Annotated in this window: 15 protein-coding genes; 6 read left to right on the top strand and 9 right to left on the bottom strand. The window is 71.3% G+C overall.

The annotated features are described in order from the left end of the window. Positions 1–30 precede the first annotated feature (30 nt). On the bottom strand, positions 31–732 hold the full coding sequence (locus tag NIE79_RS13345; protein ID WP_238678849.1) for an ACT domain-containing protein: 702 nt from the start codon (positions 730–732) through the stop codon (positions 31–33). A gap of 150 nt (positions 733–882) precedes the next feature. Between NIE79_RS13345 and NIE79_RS13350 the strand changes: the two genes are divergently transcribed. Beyond that, the gene (locus tag NIE79_RS13350) at positions 883–1,962 is read left to right on the top strand and encodes a phosphotransferase family protein (protein ID WP_238678850.1); all 1,080 of its coding nucleotides are present in this window, start codon (positions 883–885) and stop codon (positions 1,960–1,962) included. Next, the gene (locus NIE79_RS13355) at positions 1,962–3,173 is read left to right on the top strand and encodes an acyl-CoA dehydrogenase family protein (RefSeq protein ID WP_238678851.1); all 1,212 of its coding nucleotides are present in this window, start codon (positions 1,962–1,964) and stop codon (positions 3,171–3,173) included. The genes NIE79_RS13350 and NIE79_RS13355 overlap by 1 nt, the downstream gene beginning before the upstream one ends. Before the next feature lie 92 nt (positions 3,174–3,265). Here the strand turns inward: NIE79_RS13355 and NIE79_RS13360 are convergent, their stop codons facing one another. From NIE79_RS13360 to NIE79_RS13385, 6 genes are all read right to left on the bottom strand, one after another. Then, the gene (locus NIE79_RS13360) at positions 3,266–4,312 is read right to left on the bottom strand and encodes a LacI family DNA-binding transcriptional regulator (protein ID WP_238678852.1); all 1,047 of its coding nucleotides are present in this window, start codon (positions 4,310–4,312) and stop codon (positions 3,266–3,268) included. An 82-nt stretch (positions 4,313–4,394) separates the two neighbouring features. Beyond that, positions 4,395–5,816 carry a GH1 family beta-glucosidase gene (locus tag NIE79_RS13365; RefSeq protein WP_238678853.1) on the bottom strand — a complete coding sequence of 474 codons (1,422 nt, stop codon included), beginning with the start codon at positions 5,814–5,816 and terminating at the stop codon, positions 4,395–4,397. Continuing rightward, positions 5,813–6,655: a carbohydrate ABC transporter permease gene (locus NIE79_RS13370; RefSeq protein WP_238678854.1), complete on the bottom strand. Its 843-nt coding sequence runs from the start codon at positions 6,653–6,655 to the stop codon at positions 5,813–5,815. Before NIE79_RS13370 ends, NIE79_RS13365 begins: the two co-directional genes overlap by 4 nt. Before the next feature lie 10 nt (positions 6,656–6,665). Continuing rightward, positions 6,666–7,637 (bottom strand): carbohydrate ABC transporter permease, encoded by a 972-nt coding sequence (locus NIE79_RS13375; RefSeq protein ID WP_238678855.1) that lies wholly within the window; start codon positions 7,635–7,637, stop codon positions 6,666–6,668. Positions 7,638–7,746: 109 nt separating this feature from the next. Next, the gene (locus NIE79_RS13380) at positions 7,747–9,036 is read right to left on the bottom strand and encodes an ABC transporter substrate-binding protein (protein ID WP_238678856.1); all 1,290 of its coding nucleotides are present in this window, start codon (positions 9,034–9,036) and stop codon (positions 7,747–7,749) included. 315 nt (positions 9,037–9,351) lie between these two features. Next, entirely contained in the window at positions 9,352–9,915 is a 564-nt protein-coding gene (locus tag NIE79_RS13385) for a plasmid pRiA4b ORF-3 family protein (RefSeq protein WP_238678857.1), read from the bottom strand. A 150-nt stretch (positions 9,916–10,065) separates the two neighbouring features. Between NIE79_RS13385 and NIE79_RS13390 the strand changes: the two genes are divergently transcribed. Further along, the gene (locus NIE79_RS13390) at positions 10,066–10,812 is read left to right on the top strand and encodes a pyrimidine reductase family protein (RefSeq protein ID WP_238678858.1); all 747 of its coding nucleotides are present in this window, start codon (positions 10,066–10,068) and stop codon (positions 10,810–10,812) included. A 4-nt stretch (positions 10,813–10,816) separates the two neighbouring features. Here the strand turns inward: NIE79_RS13390 and NIE79_RS13395 are convergent, their stop codons facing one another. Next, the gene (locus NIE79_RS13395; RefSeq protein WP_238678859.1) at positions 10,817–11,554 is read right to left on the bottom strand and encodes a hypothetical protein; all 738 of its coding nucleotides are present in this window, start codon (positions 11,552–11,554) and stop codon (positions 10,817–10,819) included. After that, on the bottom strand, positions 11,547–12,062 hold the full coding sequence (locus NIE79_RS13400; RefSeq protein WP_238678860.1) for a SigE family RNA polymerase sigma factor: 516 nt from the start codon (positions 12,060–12,062) through the stop codon (positions 11,547–11,549). Before NIE79_RS13400 ends, NIE79_RS13395 begins: the two co-directional genes overlap by 8 nt. 234 nt (positions 12,063–12,296) lie before the next feature. On the opposite strand from NIE79_RS13400, the gene NIE79_RS13405 reads away from it, so the two are divergent. The 3 genes from NIE79_RS13405 to NIE79_RS13415 are packed head-to-tail and all read left to right on the top strand — an operon-like array spanning position 12,297 to position 17,689. After that, the gene (locus tag NIE79_RS13405; protein WP_238678861.1) at positions 12,297–14,048 is read left to right on the top strand and encodes an ATP-binding protein; all 1,752 of its coding nucleotides are present in this window, start codon (positions 12,297–12,299) and stop codon (positions 14,046–14,048) included. Positions 14,049–14,066: 18 nt separating this feature from the next. After that, on the top strand, positions 14,067–15,215 hold the full coding sequence (locus NIE79_RS13410; protein ID WP_238678862.1) for an exonuclease SbcCD subunit D: 1,149 nt from the start codon (positions 14,067–14,069) through the stop codon (positions 15,213–15,215). Next, complete coding sequence (locus tag NIE79_RS13415) at positions 15,215–17,689, top strand: AAA family ATPase (RefSeq protein WP_238678863.1); 2,475 nt, start codon at positions 15,215–15,217, stop codon at positions 17,687–17,689. The genes NIE79_RS13410 and NIE79_RS13415 overlap by 1 nt, the downstream gene beginning before the upstream one ends. The last annotated feature ends 52 nt before the right edge of the window (positions 17,690–17,741 follow it).

Below are 17,741 nucleotides of genomic sequence, written 5' to 3' on the forward strand. Positions count from 1 at the left end.
CGGTGTCGGCCCGGGAACTCCTCGGGCCGCTCAGGGGCCGGCGACCACCGGCGGCGCGCCGACGAGATCGAGTCGGTCGCCAAGAATCACCGCGCAGGCGCGGACGAGCTGGGTGAGCCGGTCCACCTCGGTGCTGTGGAACGCCGCGGCCGAGAGGGTCTCGCTGCGCTCACGGGCCACCACCAGTACCAGGCCCGCCCGGCCGAACGGCGCGATCGCGTGGTGGGTGCCGTCGGGAGTGGTCATCGACCGTCCGCGCAGCGGCGTCACCTCCGGCAACCGCGGGGGTACGGGAGCACGCCAGCTGGCGTGCCCCACCGTCGCCCCGCCGCCCCCGCTGCGCGAGGCCCAGTCGACCGGCACCACGGCGGCCACTGCCCAGTCGGCGGCCAGCAGCCCCGGCACCGCGTCGACCAGGGTGGCCAACCCGTCCGCCGGGTTGGCCGCGACCTGGGCCAACAGCTCCGCGTCCTGGCCGGTGGTGGTGGGCGCGCCGATCGCCCGCCACACACCGTCCACCCGCACCCCCGGTATCGCCGCGAGGCCGGCCAGCAGCCGCTCCACCCGCGCCGCGCCCGGCCAGACGACAGTGAAGTCGTCCACCGCGCGCCCGCCGAGCCGTTCGAGGACCACCACCTGGACGATGTCCGCCCCGGAGACGCCCAAGGTGCGGGCGACCTGACCGAGGGTGCCCGGACGGTCCGGCAGGGTGACCCGAACTCGCAGCAACATGTCTGTCCCTCCGCTCGGCGGGCCGGCAAAAGAGCGACCGGCAGGCTGACCCCAGCCTGGTAGTTGACCATTTCGTCCCTGTTGCAGGGGCATGTCCCGAGCGGAAATTCTGACCTTGACAACGTGAGCGGGCTGCCATCAACTAGTCGGATGAGCGATCCGGCCGTCGACGCGTCACGGCCGGGGGCCGTTCCCGTCTCACCGGCGGGGCTGGCCCTGGACCGTCTCGCCGACCACCTGGCAACGCACCGACCCGAGCTGGCCGTCGGGCCGCTGCGTGCCCAGCTGATCGCGGGCGGCAAGTCCAACCTCACCTACCTGCTGCGCCTCGGCGACCGCGAGGTGGTGCTGCGCCGCCCACCGCTGGGGCACGTGCTGGCGACCGCGCACGACATGGCGCGCGAGTTCCGGGTCATCTCGGCACTGGCACCGACCGAGGTGCCGGTCCCGGGCGCGCTGCTGCTCTGCACCGACCCTGAGGTGATCGGCGCGCCGTTCTTCCTCATGGAGCGGGTGCCCGGCGAGGTGTTCCGCACCCGCGCGCAGACCGACCCGCTGGGTGACGAGCGCCGCCGGGCCCTCGCCATGGCGATGATGGACACGCTCGCCGCGCTGCACAGCGTCGACCCGTCCAGCGTCGGGTTGGCCGACTTCGGCCGCCCCGAGGGCTACCTCGCCCGGCAGGTCCGCCGCTGGGCCGGGCAGCTCGACCGCTCCCGCAGCCGCCCGCTGCCCGGCATCGACGAGCTGCGTGACCTGCTCGCGGCGACCGCCCCGGAGGGCGCGAACGCCGGCCGGATCGTGCACGGCGACTACCGGCTGGACAACCTCCTCGCCTCGGCCGACCCGGTCGCCGTGCACGCGGTGCTCGACTGGGAGATGGCGACCCTCGGCGACCCCCTCGCCGACCTGGGGCTGCTGCTGACGTACTGGGACGTGCTCGGCGGCAGCGACACCGCCGCCGGCAACCCCGTCGCCGACGGGCTCGGCCCGCGCGCCGGCTTCCCCACCGGCAGCGAGCTGATCGACAGGTACGCCGGACGCAGCGATGTCGACGTCGGGCCGCTGCACTGGCACGTGGCGCTGGGCTGTTTCAAGCTCGCTGTCATCTGCGAGGGAATCCACTACCGCCACACGCTCGGGCAGACGCTCGGCGAGGGCTTCGACCGGATCGGCGAGATGGTGGCACCGCTGGTCGCACACGGGCTGACCGCCGCCAGGGAGCGGTGATGGACTTCTCATACGACAGCCGGACCGAGGAACTGCGCGCCGAGCTGACCCGGTTCCTGACCGAGCACGTCTACCCGGCCGAGGCCGTGCACGCCGAGCAGGTGGCCGCCGGGGACCCGTGGTCGCGTACCCCGGTGTTGGCCGAACTGAAGGCGGAGGCCCGCAAGCGCGGCCTGTGGAACCTCTTCCTGCCCGACCCGCGCTACGGCGCCGGCCTGACCAACCTCCAGTACGCTCCCCTGGCCGAGCTGACCGGGCGCAGCCCGCACCTCGCGCCGGAAGCTGTCAACTGCGCGGCACCGGACACCGGCAACATGGAGTTGCTGGCCGAGTTCGGCTCCGAGGCGCAGCAGAAGCGGTGGCTGATGCCGCTGCTGGAGGGTGAGATCCGATCGGCGTTCTGCATGACCGAGCCGGACGTCGCGTCCTCCGACGCCACGAACATCGCCACCCGGATCACCCGCGACGGCGACGAGTACGTGATCAACGGACGCAAGTGGTGGTCGTCGGGGGCGATGGACCCGCGCTGCGAGATCTTCATCGTGATGGGCAAGACGGACCCCGCCGCCGACCGGCACCGCCAGCAGAGCATGGTGCTGGTCCCCCGGGACACCCCCGGTGTGACAGTGCGCCGGGGCATGACCGTCTTCGGCTACACCGACGGTACGCACGGCGGGCACGCGGAGATCGACTTCACGGACGTCCGGGTGCCGGCGGAGAACCTGATCGGCGCCGAGGGCACCGGTTTCGCCATCGCCCAGGCCCGGCTGGGGCCGGGCCGCATCCACCACTGCATGAGGCTGATCGGCATGGCCGAACGGGCATTGGAGCTGGTCTGCCGGCGCGCCAACGAACGGATCGCGTTCGGCCGACCGCTGGCCGAGCAGGGCGTGGTCCGGGAGTGGATCGCCGAGTCCCGGGTGCGCATCGAGCAGGCCCGGCTGCTGGTGCTCAAGACGGCCTGGCTGATGGACACCGTCGGCAACAAGGGTGCGCACACCGAGATCCAAGCCATCAAGATCGGCACGCCGGCGATGGCGGAGTGGGTGATCGACAAGGCCATCCAGGGGTACGGCGGCGCCGGTGTCAGCCAGGACACCCCACTGGCCGCCCTCTGGGCGCAAACCCGCACCCTGCGCCTCGCCGACGGCCCCGACGAGGTGCACCGCAACTCCCTGGCCAAGCGCGAACTCCGCCGCTGGGCGCCGTAGCCCCACCCCCGTTGATCATGAAGTTATTGCCTTCCACGCCGGCGTGTCATGGCAACAACTTCATGATCAACGGAGCAGCCCGGGTGGGTGTGTCAGGCGGAGGCTCGGTGGACCAGTTGCGTGTCCAGGAGGATGTGGGAGGCGGGTAGCTCCTCGCCACGGATCCGGGCCACCAGCAGGTGGGCCATCTGCCGGCCCATCTCCTCCACCGGCTGGAAGACAGTGGTCAACGGCGGTTCGGCCTGTCGGGCGATGGTCGCGTCGTCGAAGCCGATCACCGCGACGTCCTGCGGCACGCGGCGGCCGGCCTCGCGCAGGGTACGCAGCGCGCCGAACGCCATGAGGTCGGACGCGACGAAGACCGCGTCCAGGTCCGGGCAGACCTCCAACAGCCGGCGCATTCCCGCCGCGCCGCTGCCCTCGCTGAAGTCGCCGTACGCGATCAGGTCGGGGTTGACGCTGGCGCCGGTGGCCTTTACCGCGTCGGTGTAGCCGGCCAAGCGGGCCAGGCCGGCACCCATGTCCTGCGGACCGGCGATGGTGGCGACACGTCGCCGCCCCTGCCGCGCCAGGTACTCCACCGCCTGCCGGGCCCCGCCAACGTTGTCCACGTCGACAAACCAGGCCGGTTGGGCGCCGGGTTGCAGCATCCGGGCGGGCCGACCGCCGAGCACGGCGGGCAGGCCGCGCTCCTCCAGCAGCGTCGGCAGCGGGTCGGAGTCGTGCAACGACAGCAGCAGGACGCCGTCGACGTGCTGGTTGGTGAGGTGGTGCTCGACCCGTTCCCGCTCCACCGGCGACTGGGCCATGGCCAACCAGAGCTGCATCGGCGTCTCCAACAGCCCGGAGCTGATCCCCCGCACGATGCTGGCGAAGAACGGCTCGGTGAAGACCCGCTCGCCGGATTCTGACACCACCAGCGCGACGGAGTCGGTCCGCTGGGTGACGAGCGCTCGGGCGGCCCGGTTCGGGACGTACCCCAGCTCCGCGATGGCCTGTTGGACCGCGGCCCGGGCCTCCGGGCTGACCTGGGGCGAGCCGTTGACCACGCGGGAGACCGTGCCCCGACCGACGCCGGCACGCGCCGCGACCGCGTCGAGGGTCGGGCGCCCGAGCGACCGGGTGCGCTGCGTTGTCATCGTCTGCTCCTCCGACGGCGGGCGGACCCGGCGCCACCTGCGGGAGGTGGACGCCGGGGCCGTCCTGATGGCTGGCCCGAGCCTATTGTGCGGCCAGACCGTTGCGCCGGATCACCGAGGCGTACCACTTGGCGCTGGACTTGGGGGTGCGGACCTGGCTGTCATAGTCGACGTGGATCATGCCGAACCGCTTGGTGTAACCCCAGGCCCACTCGAAATTATCCATCAACGACCAGGCAAAGTATCCCCGCAGAGGCACTCCGGCGTCGATCGCCTGGTGGGCGGCGCGCAGGTGGGCATCGAAGTAGGCCAATCGATCGACGTCGTCGACCTCCCCGTCGACCAGTGAGTCGACGAACGCGGAGCCGTTTTCGGTGACGTACAGGGGCAGGTCGGTGTAGCCGTTCACCCGGCGCAGCGTCTCGGTCAGGCCGGGGGCGTCGATCTCCCAGCCCATGTCGGTGACCGGGACGCCACGGGTGACGAACCGGACGTCCTCGCTGCCCGGCCAGCACGAGGGGGCCGGGTCGGCCTCGACGCCCTCGACCGGCGCGGCGACCACGTGCCGGCTGTAGTAGTTGACCCCGACCAGGTCCAGCGGCGTGGAGATGGTCGCCAGGTCGCCGTCGCGCACGTGGTCGAAGTCGGTCACCGTGCTGAGGTCGGCCACCAGGTCCTCCGGGTACGAACCACGCAGCAGCGGGTCCAGGAAGAACCGGTTGGCCAACCCGTCGATCCGCCGGGCGGCGTCGGAGTCGGCGGGGGTGTCGCTGGCCGGGTCGACCGGGTAGAGGTTGACGGTCACGCCCACCTCGGCGGCCGGCCGGGCGGCCCGCAGTGCCTGCACGGCCAGGCCGTGACCGAGCATCAGGTGGTGTCCGGCGCGAACCGCGTCCGCTCCGTTGGTGCGGCCGGGGGCGTGCACGCCGGAGCCGTAGCCGAGGAACGCGGAGCACCACGGCTCGTTCAGCGTGGTCCAGTAGCGCACCCGGTCACCGAGCGCGTCGGCCATCAGCGTCGTGTAGTCGGCGAAGCGGGCAGCGGTGTCCCGAGCCGGCCAACCGCCGGCGTCTTCCAGCGGCTGCGGCAGATCCCAGTGGTAGAGGGTGAGCCACGGCTCGATGCCGTTGGCCAGCAACTCGTCCACCAGTCTCCGGTAGAAGTCCAAACCAGCCGGGTTGGCGGCGCCGGTGCCGCCGGGCTGCACCCGGGACCAGGAGACCGAGAAACGGTACGACTTCAGGCCCAGCTCGGCCATCAGCGCGACGTCGTCGCCGAGGCGGTGGTAGTGGTCGCACGCCACGTCCCCGGTGTGCCCGGCGACGACCCGACCCTCGGTGTGGCTGAAGGTGTCCCAGATCGACGGGGCACGGCCGTCCACGGCCGCCGCCCCCTCGATCTGGTACGCCGCCGTCGCGGCCCCCCAGAGGAATCCGGGTGGAAAGGTCAGCCCGGGGCGCTCGTCGAGGACGTCGACGGCGGGTGGGCTGGCGGGGTTGCTCACGACTTGACGGCACCTTCCATGATCCCGCCGATGATCTGGCGGCCGAACACGAGAAACACGATTACCAGGGGGATGGTGCCGATCGCCGTGGCGGCGAACACCTGGGAGTAATCGGTGTAGTAGGCGTACGAGAGGAAGGAGAGCGAGACCTGGAGGGTCGGGTTCTCCGGGGTGAGGATGGCGTACGGCCAGAGGAACGAGTTCCAGGTCTCCATGAAGGTCAGCAGGCCGAGGACGCCGGCGGCGGGACGCAGCGCGGGTAGCACGATGCTCCAGTAGATCCGGAACGTGCTGGCGCCGTCGACGCGGCCGGCCTCGATCAGCTCGTCGGAGATCGCCTGGCTGGCGTACTGCCGCATCATGAACACGCCGAAGGCGGTGACCAGGAACGGCACGGTGACCGCGTAGAGGGTGTCGTACCACCCCAGGTCCTGCATCATGCCCCAGAGCGGGATGAGCCCCATCTGGGTCGGGATCATCATGGTGACGATGATCGCCAGCAGGAGGGCGTTGCTGCCCCGGAACTTCAGCTTGGCGAAGGCGAACCCGGCCAGCGAACCGGTGAGCACCACCGAGACGGTGACCACCGAGGAGACGATGATCGAGTTCATCATGCCGGTGAGGAAGTTGGCGGCGTCGTTGTCGAGCACCCGCCCGAAGTTGTCACCGAACGCGCCGCCGGGGGTCAACGGCGGCGGCACGTCGTTGATGTTGTCCAGGCTGCGACTGCCGATCACCAGCATGTAGTAGAACGGGTAGATCGACAGCAGCGCCGCCAGGACGAGCGCCAGGTAGGTCAGCGGGCTGGTGCGCCACAGGCGCTGGGAAGCCGAGATCATCGATCTCTCCTCACTTCGCCGAGCGGCGGACGAGTAGGAAGTTGAACAGCGACACCACGATGATGATCATGAAGATCGCCCAGGCGATCGCGGCTCCGTAGCCTGCGGTGTTCAGGTTCACGATGCCCATCTCGTACATGTACATGGCCAGCGTCTGGAACTCCCGCTGGTTGCCGCCGATGATGTTGCCGTTGCCGAAGAGCAGGGGCTCGGTGAAGAGCTGCATGCCGCCGATCGTGGACAGGATGACCACGAAGATGAAGGTGGGCTTGAGCATGGGCAGCGTGATCTGCCAGAACTGGCGCCACGGACTGGCGCCATCGATCTCCGCGGCCTCGTAGAGGTCCTTCGGGATCGCCTGCATGCCGGCGAGCAGGATCAGGGTGTTGTACCCGGTCCACCGCCAGTTGACCATGGAGGAGATGGCCGTCCAGGAACTCCACCGGTGCCCGTCCCAGTCGACCGGATCGACGCCGACGAAGCTGAGCAGCCAGTTGAACAGGCCGAACTCCCGCTGGAACAACATCCCGAAGACGATCGCGACGGCGGCCACCGACACCACGTTCGGCATGAAGATGGCCATCCGGAAGAAGGTCTTGGCGCGCAGGAGGCTCCGGTTGAGCAGGTTCGCCAGGAAGAGGGCGAGCAACAACTGCGGGATGGTCGACAGGGCGAAGATGCCGAACGTGTTGACCAGCGCGTTCCAGAAGTACTCGTCGGAGAACAGGCGGGTGTAGTTGTCGAAGCCGATGAACGTGTGCTCGCCGATCATGTCCCAGTCGTGCAGCGACATCCAGGCGGTACGCAGCATCGGGTACAGCCCGAAGATGCCGAAGATCAGAAAGAACGGGGCGATGTAGAGGTACGGCGAGTACTTGACATCGAGGCGGTTGAGTAACCTTCCCCGTCGACGTCGGCGAGAGACGTCGGGAGAGGGCGGTGCTGCTGGCGACGGCCGTGCCGTCGTGGCCGACAGGCTCATGCGAATTTCCTTTTCCGGCGAGGCCCGGGGGCCCTCGCGCAGGGCGCTACGCGGAGGGGACCGGCCGGTGGCGTCCGGGAAACCCCGAACGCCACCGGCAGGAGATCACTCAGAAGGCGCCCTGAGTCTTGGCGTCCTTCGTGAACTGCTCCCAGGCCTTCGCCTTGTCGGCCTGCCCGTTCTCGAACGCCCGCAGAGCCGGCTCGAGTGCGTTCTCCTTGACCGCCTGGTGCTTCGGACCCAGGTGGGTCGGCTGGATCTTGGCGACGCTCTCCCCGAAGATCTTGCCGGTCGGCGCGTTGCTGAAGTACTCGTTGGTGTAGCTGATGAACGCGTCGTTCTTCAGCGCCTCCAGGTTCGTCGGCAGCGGACCCTTGAGCTTGAAGGCCTCGACCTGGCTCTTCGCGTTGGTCAGGTACTCAGCGAGCTTCGCCGCCTCCTTCGGGTACTTGCTCTGCGCCGGAACCGCGAGCCACGAGCCGCCCCAGTTACCGCCGCCGCCCGGCACGGACGCGACATCCCACTTGCCCTTGTTGGCCGGACCGGAGTTGTCCGACACGATGCCGAGCATCCAGGACGGGCAGAAGGTGGCCGCGAAGGTGCCCTGCTTGAAGCCACCCGACCACTCCGGCGACCAGGTGGACGCCTTGGCGGAGATGTCAGCCATCGAGGTGGCGGTGTCCCAGGCGTTCTTCACCGCGGGGCTGGTATCCGCGATGATGTTGTCTTCCTTGTCGTAGAACAGGTCACCGTTGCCCTGGAAGAGCACACCGTTGGAGACGGCGGTGATCGAGTCGATGAACGCCTTGCCGCCGGTGCCCTGCTTGTACTTCAGACCGGCGTCGTGGAAGCCCTTCCAGTCCGGCCAGAGCGCCGACACCTGGTCGCGCTCGGTGGGCAGACCGGCCGCCTGGAACAGGTCCTTGCGGTAGCAGACGGCGAGGCTGCCGACGTCGGTCGGCAGGCCGATCAGCCGGCCGTCCGGCGCCTTGCCCAGCTCCCACTTCCAGGGCAGGTACTCCTTGGAGTGGTCCGAGGTCAGCGGCGCGAGGTCCTCCCAGTTGCGCGCGTTGGGCTTGAACTCGTTGAGGATGCCCTCTTCCAGGGCGGTGACGTCCGCCGCGCCCTTGCCGGTGGCCAGGTAGCGGACCAGCTTCGGCCGGTACTCACCGAGCTGCGCGGTCTTGCGCAGCTCGACCTTGATGCCGGTGTCCTTCTCGTACTGCTTGACGAGCTCGTCGTAGCCCATCTCGCCGAAGGTGTCGACGACCAGCTTGGCCGGCTTCTCGCCGGCCGCCGGCTTGTCGTCGTCGTTGCCGCAGGCTGCGAGACCGCTGACCGCGGTGATCGCGGCCAGGGCAGCGGCCGCCAGGCGGGTACGCCGCGTGGTGACACTCATTCGCTGACCCCTCTTTCCGGTGGTGAGGCTGGATGTGTGTGGTGGGGGGTGCTCATCGCGCCAGACCGGGGTCCGTGAGTGACACACACCACCTCCGGGAGCGCTCCCATGAGATTGCCGGCGCGTAACGGGAGTGTCAATAGGACGTTGGGAGCGTTCCCAGATCGTTACCGCTGACCACTCCCACCGCACTCACCCCAACCACACCCCCCGCCCCACCTCGGTGATCAAGAGGTTTCGGTCAGGAAACGTGGCGCCACTGACGCAAACTTCTTGATCAACAACGCCGGGCCCCGGAGGGGCGGGCGTGGGCGGTCAGCAGAAGTGGCGGAGGAGGGTGGTTGCGCGGGCGGGGTCGAAGCGGGACGGGTCGAAGGTCGAACCCGCCCAGTCGCGCAGCATCGCGTGGCGGGCACTGACCGGGTCGGCCGTTTCGCTCTGCTCATCCAGGGCTTCCAGGAGCGCCTGGTAGCCCAACGGACCGCCGACACCCTCCGGCGGGCAGGCCCGCTCGCCGGCCAGGCAGAGCGGATACCGCTCGTCGGGGTCGGCCGTCAACGCGTCCTCCACGACCAGGTCGTGCTCCCACCAGTCGCCGAAGTCGTACGTGTAGGAGAACCGGCTGCCCTTGCCGAGCACCGCGTCGAGCCGCACGTCCAACTCGTCGTGCAACGCCAACTCCCCGTCCGGGTCCGGCTCGCCGTACTGCATCGCGTCGATCTCGAACGAGTGCAGGTGGCAGTCCCGCCAACCCATCGCGTGCTGCACCACCCGGTGCAGCCGGTCCAGCGTGTAGCCGGCCGGCACGAGCACCCGGCGCCACACCGGCGGGCGGGTCCCGGTGAGGGACATCTTCAGCTGGAAGATCTGACGCGACATGCTGTCCTGTCCTCCCGCGGCTTAGGCTGCGAGCATGATCTGCCGAGCGTGCCGGGCCCGGCGACACGACGACTGCCCGGGCCGGAACTGGTGCGACTGCCAGCACCGTACCGCCGAACCCACCCCTCCGGTCACCGGTCCGGCCGGCGAATGACCGTCGGAATTCCGATCCGACGGCTCTGGCCCGAGCCGTCGACGCAGCCGCTCGACGACGCCGCGCTGACCTCCCTCTACGGCCGCGCCGACGAGCCCCGACTGCGGGTGAACTTCGTGTCCAGCCTCGACGGCGCGGTCACCGTGGACGGCTACTCCGCCGGTCTCTCCGGCGAGCCGGACAAGCGGGTGTTCGGCCTGCTGCGGATGGTCTGCGACGCCCTGGTGGTGGCCGCCGGCACGCTCCGCCACGAGGGCTACCGGGCGGTCCGGCTCAACGAGCGCCGCCGCGCCTGGCGCCGCGCCAACGGGCTGGCCGAGTACCCGACGCTGGTGGTCGTCTCCGGTTCGCTCGACCTGGACCCGGCGCAGGCCGCCTTCGCCGACGCGCCGACCCGCCCGGTGGTGCTCACCCACGCCGACGCCGATCCGCCACCCGGGCTGACCGACGTCGCCGACGTGCTGCGCTGCGGCGTCGAGCGGGTCGACCTGGCCGCCGGCCTCGCCGAGCTGCACCGACGCGGGCTCACCCAACTGCTCTGCGAGGGCGGGCCCCACCTGCTCGGCGCGCTGACCGCCGCCGACCTGGTGGACGAGCTGTGTCTCACCGTCGCGCCGCTGCTGGCCGGCCCCGGACCGGGCCGGATCACCGCCGGCGACGCCGCGCCGCCCCGGCACCTGGCACTGCGGCATGTGCTCGCCGCCGAGGACGGCGTCCTCCTGCTCCGCCACGCCCGCCGGTGAGATCTCAGTCGACGAGCACCGCCCCGGGAGCCCACGGGATCTGGTAGCGCCGACCGTCCTCGGTGCTCGCCCAGACCTGCACCTCTTCGTACGGCTCGGCGGCGACCACCTCGACCACCGCGCCCCGCGGCGCCGCGCCGAGGGGATGCGGCACGCCGTTGGCGACGACCTCGACGGTACGCCCCGGCGGCGCCTGGACCAGGACGTAGAGCCGGCCGCCGGAGCGTCGGGCCACGGCAACGCCCAGCCCACCGCCGGTGGATCGGACAGCCTCGCAGACCCCATCACCGTCAACGCAGGCCAGGTCGTACGAGAGGTGGTCGAGCAACCGGCGCGGTTCGCCCGCGTCCGGGGCGACGATGACCTCGGCCACCCGTCCCCCGGCGGCCCGCTCCCCATCGCGCGGTTCCCGTCGGATCAGCACGAGCGTCTCCGTTCCGACCCGGCCGACCGCCACGACCTGCGCCGGCGTCACCGGTCGACCGTCAGGGCCGACGATTCCGGCCGGGACGTCGACAGCGGCGCTCGGCCCGGTGCCCCCGTCCTCGCCACCGGCCGGCCCCAGTTGCGGAAGCACCAGCGCCCCGGCGGCGACCACCACAGCTGCCGCGCCGCCCGACAGCAGCAGACGCCGCCGGCGACGCGCCCGGCTTCTCGTGACGACCCGTTGGGCGAGACCGGGTGGCAGCTCCACGGTCGCGACGGCGTGGTCGAGCAGGGCAGCCACCTCGTTGTCACGCATGGTTCTCCTCCGCGAGGTCGAGGTCGAGTGGGGGAACACCGGCTTCCTCCAGGCGGGCCCGCAGGCGGTGCAGACCGCGGGAAGCCTGGCTCTTCACCGAGCCCACGGAACAGTCGAGTTCGGCAGCTGCCTCCGCCTCGGAGAAGCCGAGCCAGTACCGGACCACCACCACCGCCCGCATCCGCGGTGGAAGCTCCCGCAGTGCCGCCAGCAGCAACTCCCGGTCGTCGACCCGGGTCATCTCATCCTGCGGCACCGCGTCCGGAAGGCCGGCGACCCGACGCCGGTTCCACGGCGAGCGCCACCGGCTGACGAGCCGGTTGGTCATCGCACGACGAAGGTAGGCCTCCGGCTGCCGTTGCCGGACCACGTGCCAGCGCGGGTACGCCTCCTCCAACACCTCCTGCAGCAGGTCCTCGGCGTCCGCCCGCTGCCCGGTGATCAGCACGGCGAAGCGGAGCAGCCGCGGGCCGCTCGTCGCGACGAAGGCGCCGAAGTCGTCATTCACGGGTGCTCCATGCCTAGGTAACGCCACCGACGCCCGGAGGGTTGAGTGCCGGCCCCGCGCGGTGCATGCCTACACGACTCCCGCCCACCTCATGCGCTCGGTCGAGCACTCAGCGTCATGAGTGTGACGGCGCATGGTGTCGTCCGCCGCGTCGCATGGCGACCTGTCGTACTCCTCGGGCAGGATGCACAGCATGGTTCCCGACCGTGCTGCCCGATCGACCCGAGTCGCCCGATGACCGACGCCGACCTCGACAGCCCTGGCGAGGCGGTCGGGCGGGTGCTGGGCACCGCCGATGCCACCCCGTTGCAGTTCTGGACGGCAGTGGCGCCCGGCAGTTACCTCCAGCTCGACGACGTGGTGGTCACCCGACGGGAGCTGCCAGACCGGGAGCCGGTGACGATCGCCGGGGTGGTCACCCAGGTCCGCGCTCGGCACGAGGGCGCCCAGTTCGACTCCGACGTGTTCGCCATCGCCGACGGCACGCTGCCCGCGCAGGTGCAGGAGGCGGCCGAGGTCACCACCACCCGGGTCGATCCCGAGCTGTACGTGCCGCCGACCCCGGGCGCTGTGGTGCACCGGGCCGAGGGTGACGCCCGGGCGCGCGCGCTGCACTTCGACCGGATGGAGCGGCGCATCCCGATGGGGATGGGTCGGGACGGGGTCCCGGTCTACCTCAACGCCGACTTCCTCGACGGCAGTCGGGGCGCGCACGTCTCCATCTCCGGCATCTCCGGGGTGGCCACCAAGACCAGCTTCGCCACCTTCCTGCTCTACTCGGTGTTCCGCTCCGGCGTGCTGGGCGGCGACGCGGTCAACGCCAAGGCGCTGATCTTCAACGTCAAGGGTGAGGATCTGCTCTTCCTGGACCACCCCAACACCCGCCTCGACGAGCCCACCCGCGCGGCGTACGCGAAGCTCGGGTTGAGCGCCGGCGCCTTCCCCGACGTGCGGGTGTACGCCCCGCCCCGGGTCGGTGACTCGGCTGGCACGCCGGATGTGAGCAGCCGGCTCACCGGCGTCGACGCCTTCTACTGGACGCTGAGCGAGTTCTGCACCGACCGCCTGCTGCCGTACGTCTTCGCCGACGCCGACGACGAGCGCCAGCAGTACACGATGGTGGTCCACTCGGTGGCCGCGCACCTGGCCCGCTACGCCCAGCCCGCCGACGGCGGGGTGAGCATCGACGGGGTCCGGCTCGGCTCCTACGGCGATCTGGTCGACCACATCGTCGATCAGCTCAACGACGACGAGACCCGTTCCGACTGGGCGGGCAGCGCGGTGGGGCTGGGCACCGTCAACGCGTTCGCCCGGCGGTTGATCGGCAGCAAGAAGGACCTGGCCCGGCTGATCCGTGGTGACCTCGCCACCCGCCGCCCCCACTCGATCAACACGAGCGAGTCGGCCCAGGTCACTGTGGTCGACCTGCACAACCTTCCCGACCGCGCGCAGCGGTTCGTGGTCGGTGTGACGCTCAAGAGCGAGTTCGAGCGCAAGGAGAAGTCCGGCACCGCCAAGCCGCTGCTCTTCGTCGTCCTCGACGAGCTGAACAAGTACGCCCCCCGGGAGGGCTCCTCGCCGATCAAGGAGGTCCTGCTGGACATCGCCGAGCGGGGTCGCTCGCTCGGTGTGATCCTGATCGGCGCGCAGCAGACGGCGAGCGAGGTGGAGCGGCGGATCGTCACCAACTCGGCGATCCGGGTGGTCGGCCGGCTCGACCCGGCCGAGGCGTCCCGCCCGGAGTACGGCTTCCTGCCGCCCGCGCAGCGCCAGCGCGCGTTGCTGGCCAAGCCCGGCACCATGTTCGTCAACCAGCCGGACATCCCGGTGCCGCTCTGCCTGGAGTTCCCGTTCCCGGCCTGGGCCACCCGGGTCTCCGAGGCGGGCCGGGCACCATCGGAGACGCTGCGCTCGATCACCCAGTCGGCCGACCCATTCGCCGTGGTGGGCTCCGGCGGCGGCACCGACGACGACATCCCGTTCTAGCTAGGGGCCAGCACAGCGATGAAGATCCTGCACACCTCCGACTGGCACGTGGGAAAGGTGCTCAAGGGGCAGTCCCGGGCCGACGAGCACAAGGCCGTGCTGGCCGGGGTGATCGAGATCGCCCGTGCCGAACAGCCGGATCTGGTGATCGTCGCCGGTGACCTCTACGACACCGCCGCGCCCAGCTCGGAGGCGACCCGTCTGGTCACCAGGGCGTTGACGGCGTTGCGGCGGACCGGCGCGGACGTGGTGGCGATCGGCGGCAACCACGACAACGGCCCGGCGCTGGACGCGCTGCGCCCGTGGGCCGATGCCGCCGGCATCACCCTGCGCGGCGGGGTGCGGGAGAATCCGGACGAGCATGTCATCGACGGCACCACCGCCGGTGGCGAGCGGTGGCGACTGGCCGCGTTGCCGTTCCTGTCCCAGCGGTACGCGGTGCGCGCGTTGGAGATGTACGAGCTGACCGCAGCGGAGACCAACCAGACGTACGCCGACCACCTGGGTCGGGTGCTGGGGCGACTGACCGAGGGTTTCACCGAACCGGACCGGGTGCACCTGGTCACGGCGCATCTGACGGTGACCGGCGCGGCCACCGGTGGTGGCGAGCGCGACGCGCACACCGTGTTGGGCTACGCCGTTCCGGCCACCGTCTTCCCGGCCACCGCGCACTACGTGGCGCTGGGGCACCTGCACCGGGCGCAGCGGGTCGCGGGCCCCTGCCCGGTGCGGTACAGCGGCAGCCCGCTCGCCGTGGACTTCGGTGAGCAGGAGAACATCCCCTCGGTGACGATGGTCGAGGTGACGGCCAGCACCGCCGCCCGGGTGCGGGAGGTGCCGGTGACGGCGGCGAGCGCCCTGCGGACGGTGCGGGGCACGCTGGCCCAGCTCGCCGAGATCGAGGCACCGGACGCGTGGCTGCGGGTGTACGTGCGGGAGCAGCCGCGCGCCGGCCTGCGCGAGGAGATCCAGGAGTTGCTCCCCCGGGCCCTGGAGATCCGGATCGACCCGGAGCTGCTGGCCGCGCCGGGCAGCGGCGCGCGCATCGCCCAGCGGTCGGGGCGTTCGCCCCGGGAGTTGTTCGCCGACTACCTGGACAGCCGGGGCCACGCCGACGAGGGTGTCCGGGAGCTCTTCGACGAGCTTTTCGAGGAGGTCGATCACTGATGCGTCCGATGCGGTTGGACATGGCCGGGTTCACTGTCTTCCGGGACGAGACCACAGTCGACTTCACCGACGCCGACTTCTTCGCATTGATCGGCCCGACCGGTTCGGGTAAGTCGACGGTGCTGGACGCGATCTGCTTCGCCCTCTACGGCATGGTGCCCCGCTGGGGTGGCGCCCGAGGGTTGGCGAACGCTCTCGCGCCGTCGGCGACCGAGGCGCGGGTGCGGTTGGTCTTCGAGTCCGGCGGCGCCCGGTACGTGGCGACCCGGGTGGTCCGCCGGGACGGCCGGGGCAACGTGAAGACCTCGAACGCCGGGTTGCAGCTGATGCCGGCCGGCTTCGACGTCACCAAACTGGACACCGGGTTGAGCCCGGACGACCTCGGCGAGGTGGTGGCCGGCACCCCCGCCGAGATGGAGCAGGCGGTGCTGGAGGCGGTGGGGCTGCCGTACGAGCAGTTCACCAGCTGCGTGGTGCTGCCACAGGGGCAGTTCGCCGACTTCCTGCACGCCAAGCCGGCGACGCGGCAACAGATCCTGGTCAACCTGCTGGGCCTCGGCGTCTACGAGGACGTGCAGAAGAAGGCGACGGCGCGCGCCGCGCAGGCGGAGGCCCGGCTGGAGGCTGTCGACCAGGTGCTCGCCGGGTTGACCGGCGTGGACGACGAGGCGTTGGCCGAGGCCGACGCCCGGGTGGACCGGATGGTCGGGCTGGCGGCGGCGGTGGCCGAGGCGGTGCCGGAGCTGGCGGCGGCCCGGGTCACCGCACGGGAGGCCGCTGCGGCGCTGACCGCGCTGGACGACGAGTTGACAGTGCTGACCGGGGTGCGCGCGCCGGGTGGGGTGACCGCTGTCGCTCGCGCGGTCACCGCGGCGCGGGCCGACGCCGAGGCGGCGGCGACAGCGGTGTCCCTGGCCGAGGAGCGGGAGGACAAGCTGCGCGGCGAGCTGGCCGCCGCCGGTGACGAGAGCGCGCTGCTACTGCAACTGCGGGCGTACGACGATCGGGATCGGTTGTCCGGCGAGGCCGACACGGTCCGGGCGACGGTGCGCGCGGCGACCGACGAGCACGCCGCGGCGGTGGCGGCCCTCGCCGCCGCACGGGTGGTCGCCGAGCGGGCCGACGCCGAGCTGGAGGCGGCCTTCCGAGCCCACGAGGAGGCGAAGGCCACCGACCTGGCGGTGAGCCTGCGGGTGCACCTGCACGCCGGTGCGGCGTGCCCGGTGTGCGAGCAGCCGGTGGCCGAGGTGCCGGCGGTGCCGGCCGATTCGGCGGTGGCCGCAGCGACGGCGGCGGGCAAGGCCGCGCGGGCCGCGACCAAGGCCGCGCAGACCACTGTGCAGGAGCGGGACACGGCGGCGCGGGAGCTGGAGCGGCTGCTGGTGCAGGCGCGTGCCCGGCAGGAGCAGATGGAGACCCGGCTGGCCGAGCTGGACGGGCAGCTCACCGGCGCGGCCGAGCCGGCCGTGCTGCGCCGGGAGTTGGCCGAGCACGCCCGGTTGCGGCGCGCGCTGGAGGAGGCCGCGACGGCGGTACGGGCCGGCCGCGAGACAGCTCGGCAGGCCCGGGCCGGTGTGGACGCCGCCGAGGAGCGGCTGCGGGCGGCATGGCGGGCCTTCGACACCGCCCGCGACGGGTTGGCCCGATTCGGCCCACCGGCGACCGAACGGGACGACGTGGCTGCCGCGTGGGCGGCGCTGACCGGGTGGGCGAGCACCGAGGCGGACCGCCGTCGCGCCGAGCGGGCCGGTCGGGCCGCCGCCGTGGCGGAGGCCGAGTCGGTGGCCGACGGGGTGCAGCGGGCCATCGCGGGCATCTTCGCCGCCGCCGACGTGCCGGTCGGGGACGACCCGGTGCACGCGGCGACTGTGGCGGTGGAGCGGGCCGACGCCGACCGGCGGCGGCTGCACGAGCGTCGTGAGCAGGCCGGGACGTTGCGCGAGCAGCGGACGGGGCACGAGCGGGAGGCTCAGGTGGCGCGCGCGCTCGCCGGGCACCTGCGGGCCAACAACTTCGAGCGGTGGTTGCTGGCCGAGGCGTTGGATCTGCTGGTCGACGGCGCGTCGGGGATCCTGCGCGAGTTGTCCTCCGGGCAGTACGAGCTGGTGCACGACAAGGGCGAGTTCGTGGTGGTCGACCACCACGACGCGGGGCTGCGGCGGGGCGTGCGCACCCTGTCCGGCGGTGAGACGTTCCAGGCGTCGCTGGCGTTGGCGTTGGCGCTCTCCGAGCAGTTGGCCGGGATGTCCACCACGGCGGCGAGCCTGGAGTCGATCGTCCTGGACGAGGGTTTCGGCACGCTCGACGCCGCCACCCTGGACACTGTGGCGGCGACACTGGAAAACCTGGCGGCCCGGGGCGATCGGATGGTCGGCGTGGTCACCCACGTGCCGGCGTTGGCCGAGCGGATCCCGGTCCGCTTCGAGGTGCGCAAGGATGCCCGGTCCGCGCGCGTGGAGCGGACGGGCCGGTGAGCGCGAGGAGTGCAGCGCAGCGGAGCCCCGCAGTCGCGAACGAAAGGCCAGG

Source organism: Micromonospora trifolii (assembly GCF_022229005.1).
GTDB classification, from domain to species: Bacteria; Actinomycetota; Actinomycetes; order Mycobacteriales; family Micromonosporaceae; genus Micromonospora; species Micromonospora trifolii.

What these genes read in the sequence shown, in the direction of transcription:
- NIE79_RS13345 (WP_238678849.1), bottom strand. Translation starts at nt 732, where the DNA reads ATGTTGCTGCGAGTTCGGGTCACCCTGCCGGACCGTCCGGGCACCCTC.
- NIE79_RS13350 (WP_238678850.1), top strand. Translation starts at nt 883, where the DNA reads ATGAGCGATCCGGCCGTCGACGCGTCACGGCCGGGGGCCGTTCCCGTC.
- NIE79_RS13355 (WP_238678851.1), top strand. Translation starts at nt 1,962, where the DNA reads ATGGACTTCTCATACGACAGCCGGACCGAGGAACTGCGCGCCGAGCTG.
- NIE79_RS13360 (WP_238678852.1), bottom strand. Translation starts at nt 4,312, where the DNA reads ATGACAACGCAGCGCACCCGGTCGCTCGGGCGCCCGACCCTCGACGCG.
- NIE79_RS13370 (WP_238678854.1), bottom strand. Translation starts at nt 6,655, where the DNA reads ATGATCTCGGCTTCCCAGCGCCTGTGGCGCACCAGCCCGCTGACCTAC.
- NIE79_RS13375 (WP_238678855.1), bottom strand. Translation starts at nt 7,637, where the DNA reads ATGAGCCTGTCGGCCACGACGGCACGGCCGTCGCCAGCAGCACCGCCC.
- NIE79_RS13380 (WP_238678856.1), bottom strand. Translation starts at nt 9,036, where the DNA reads ATGAGTGTCACCACGCGGCGTACCCGCCTGGCGGCCGCTGCCCTGGCC.
- NIE79_RS13385 (WP_238678857.1), bottom strand. Translation starts at nt 9,915, where the DNA reads ATGTCGCGTCAGATCTTCCAGCTGAAGATGTCCCTCACCGGGACCCGC.
- NIE79_RS13390 (WP_238678858.1), top strand. Translation starts at nt 10,066, where the DNA reads ATGACCGTCGGAATTCCGATCCGACGGCTCTGGCCCGAGCCGTCGACG.
- NIE79_RS13395 (WP_238678859.1), bottom strand. Translation starts at nt 11,554, where the DNA reads ATGCGTGACAACGAGGTGGCTGCCCTGCTCGACCACGCCGTCGCGACC.
- NIE79_RS13405 (WP_238678861.1), top strand. Translation starts at nt 12,297, where the DNA reads ATGACCGACGCCGACCTCGACAGCCCTGGCGAGGCGGTCGGGCGGGTG.
- NIE79_RS13410 (WP_238678862.1), top strand. Translation starts at nt 14,067, where the DNA reads ATGAAGATCCTGCACACCTCCGACTGGCACGTGGGAAAGGTGCTCAAG.
- NIE79_RS13415 (WP_238678863.1), top strand. Translation starts at nt 15,215, where the DNA reads ATGCGTCCGATGCGGTTGGACATGGCCGGGTTCACTGTCTTCCGGGAC.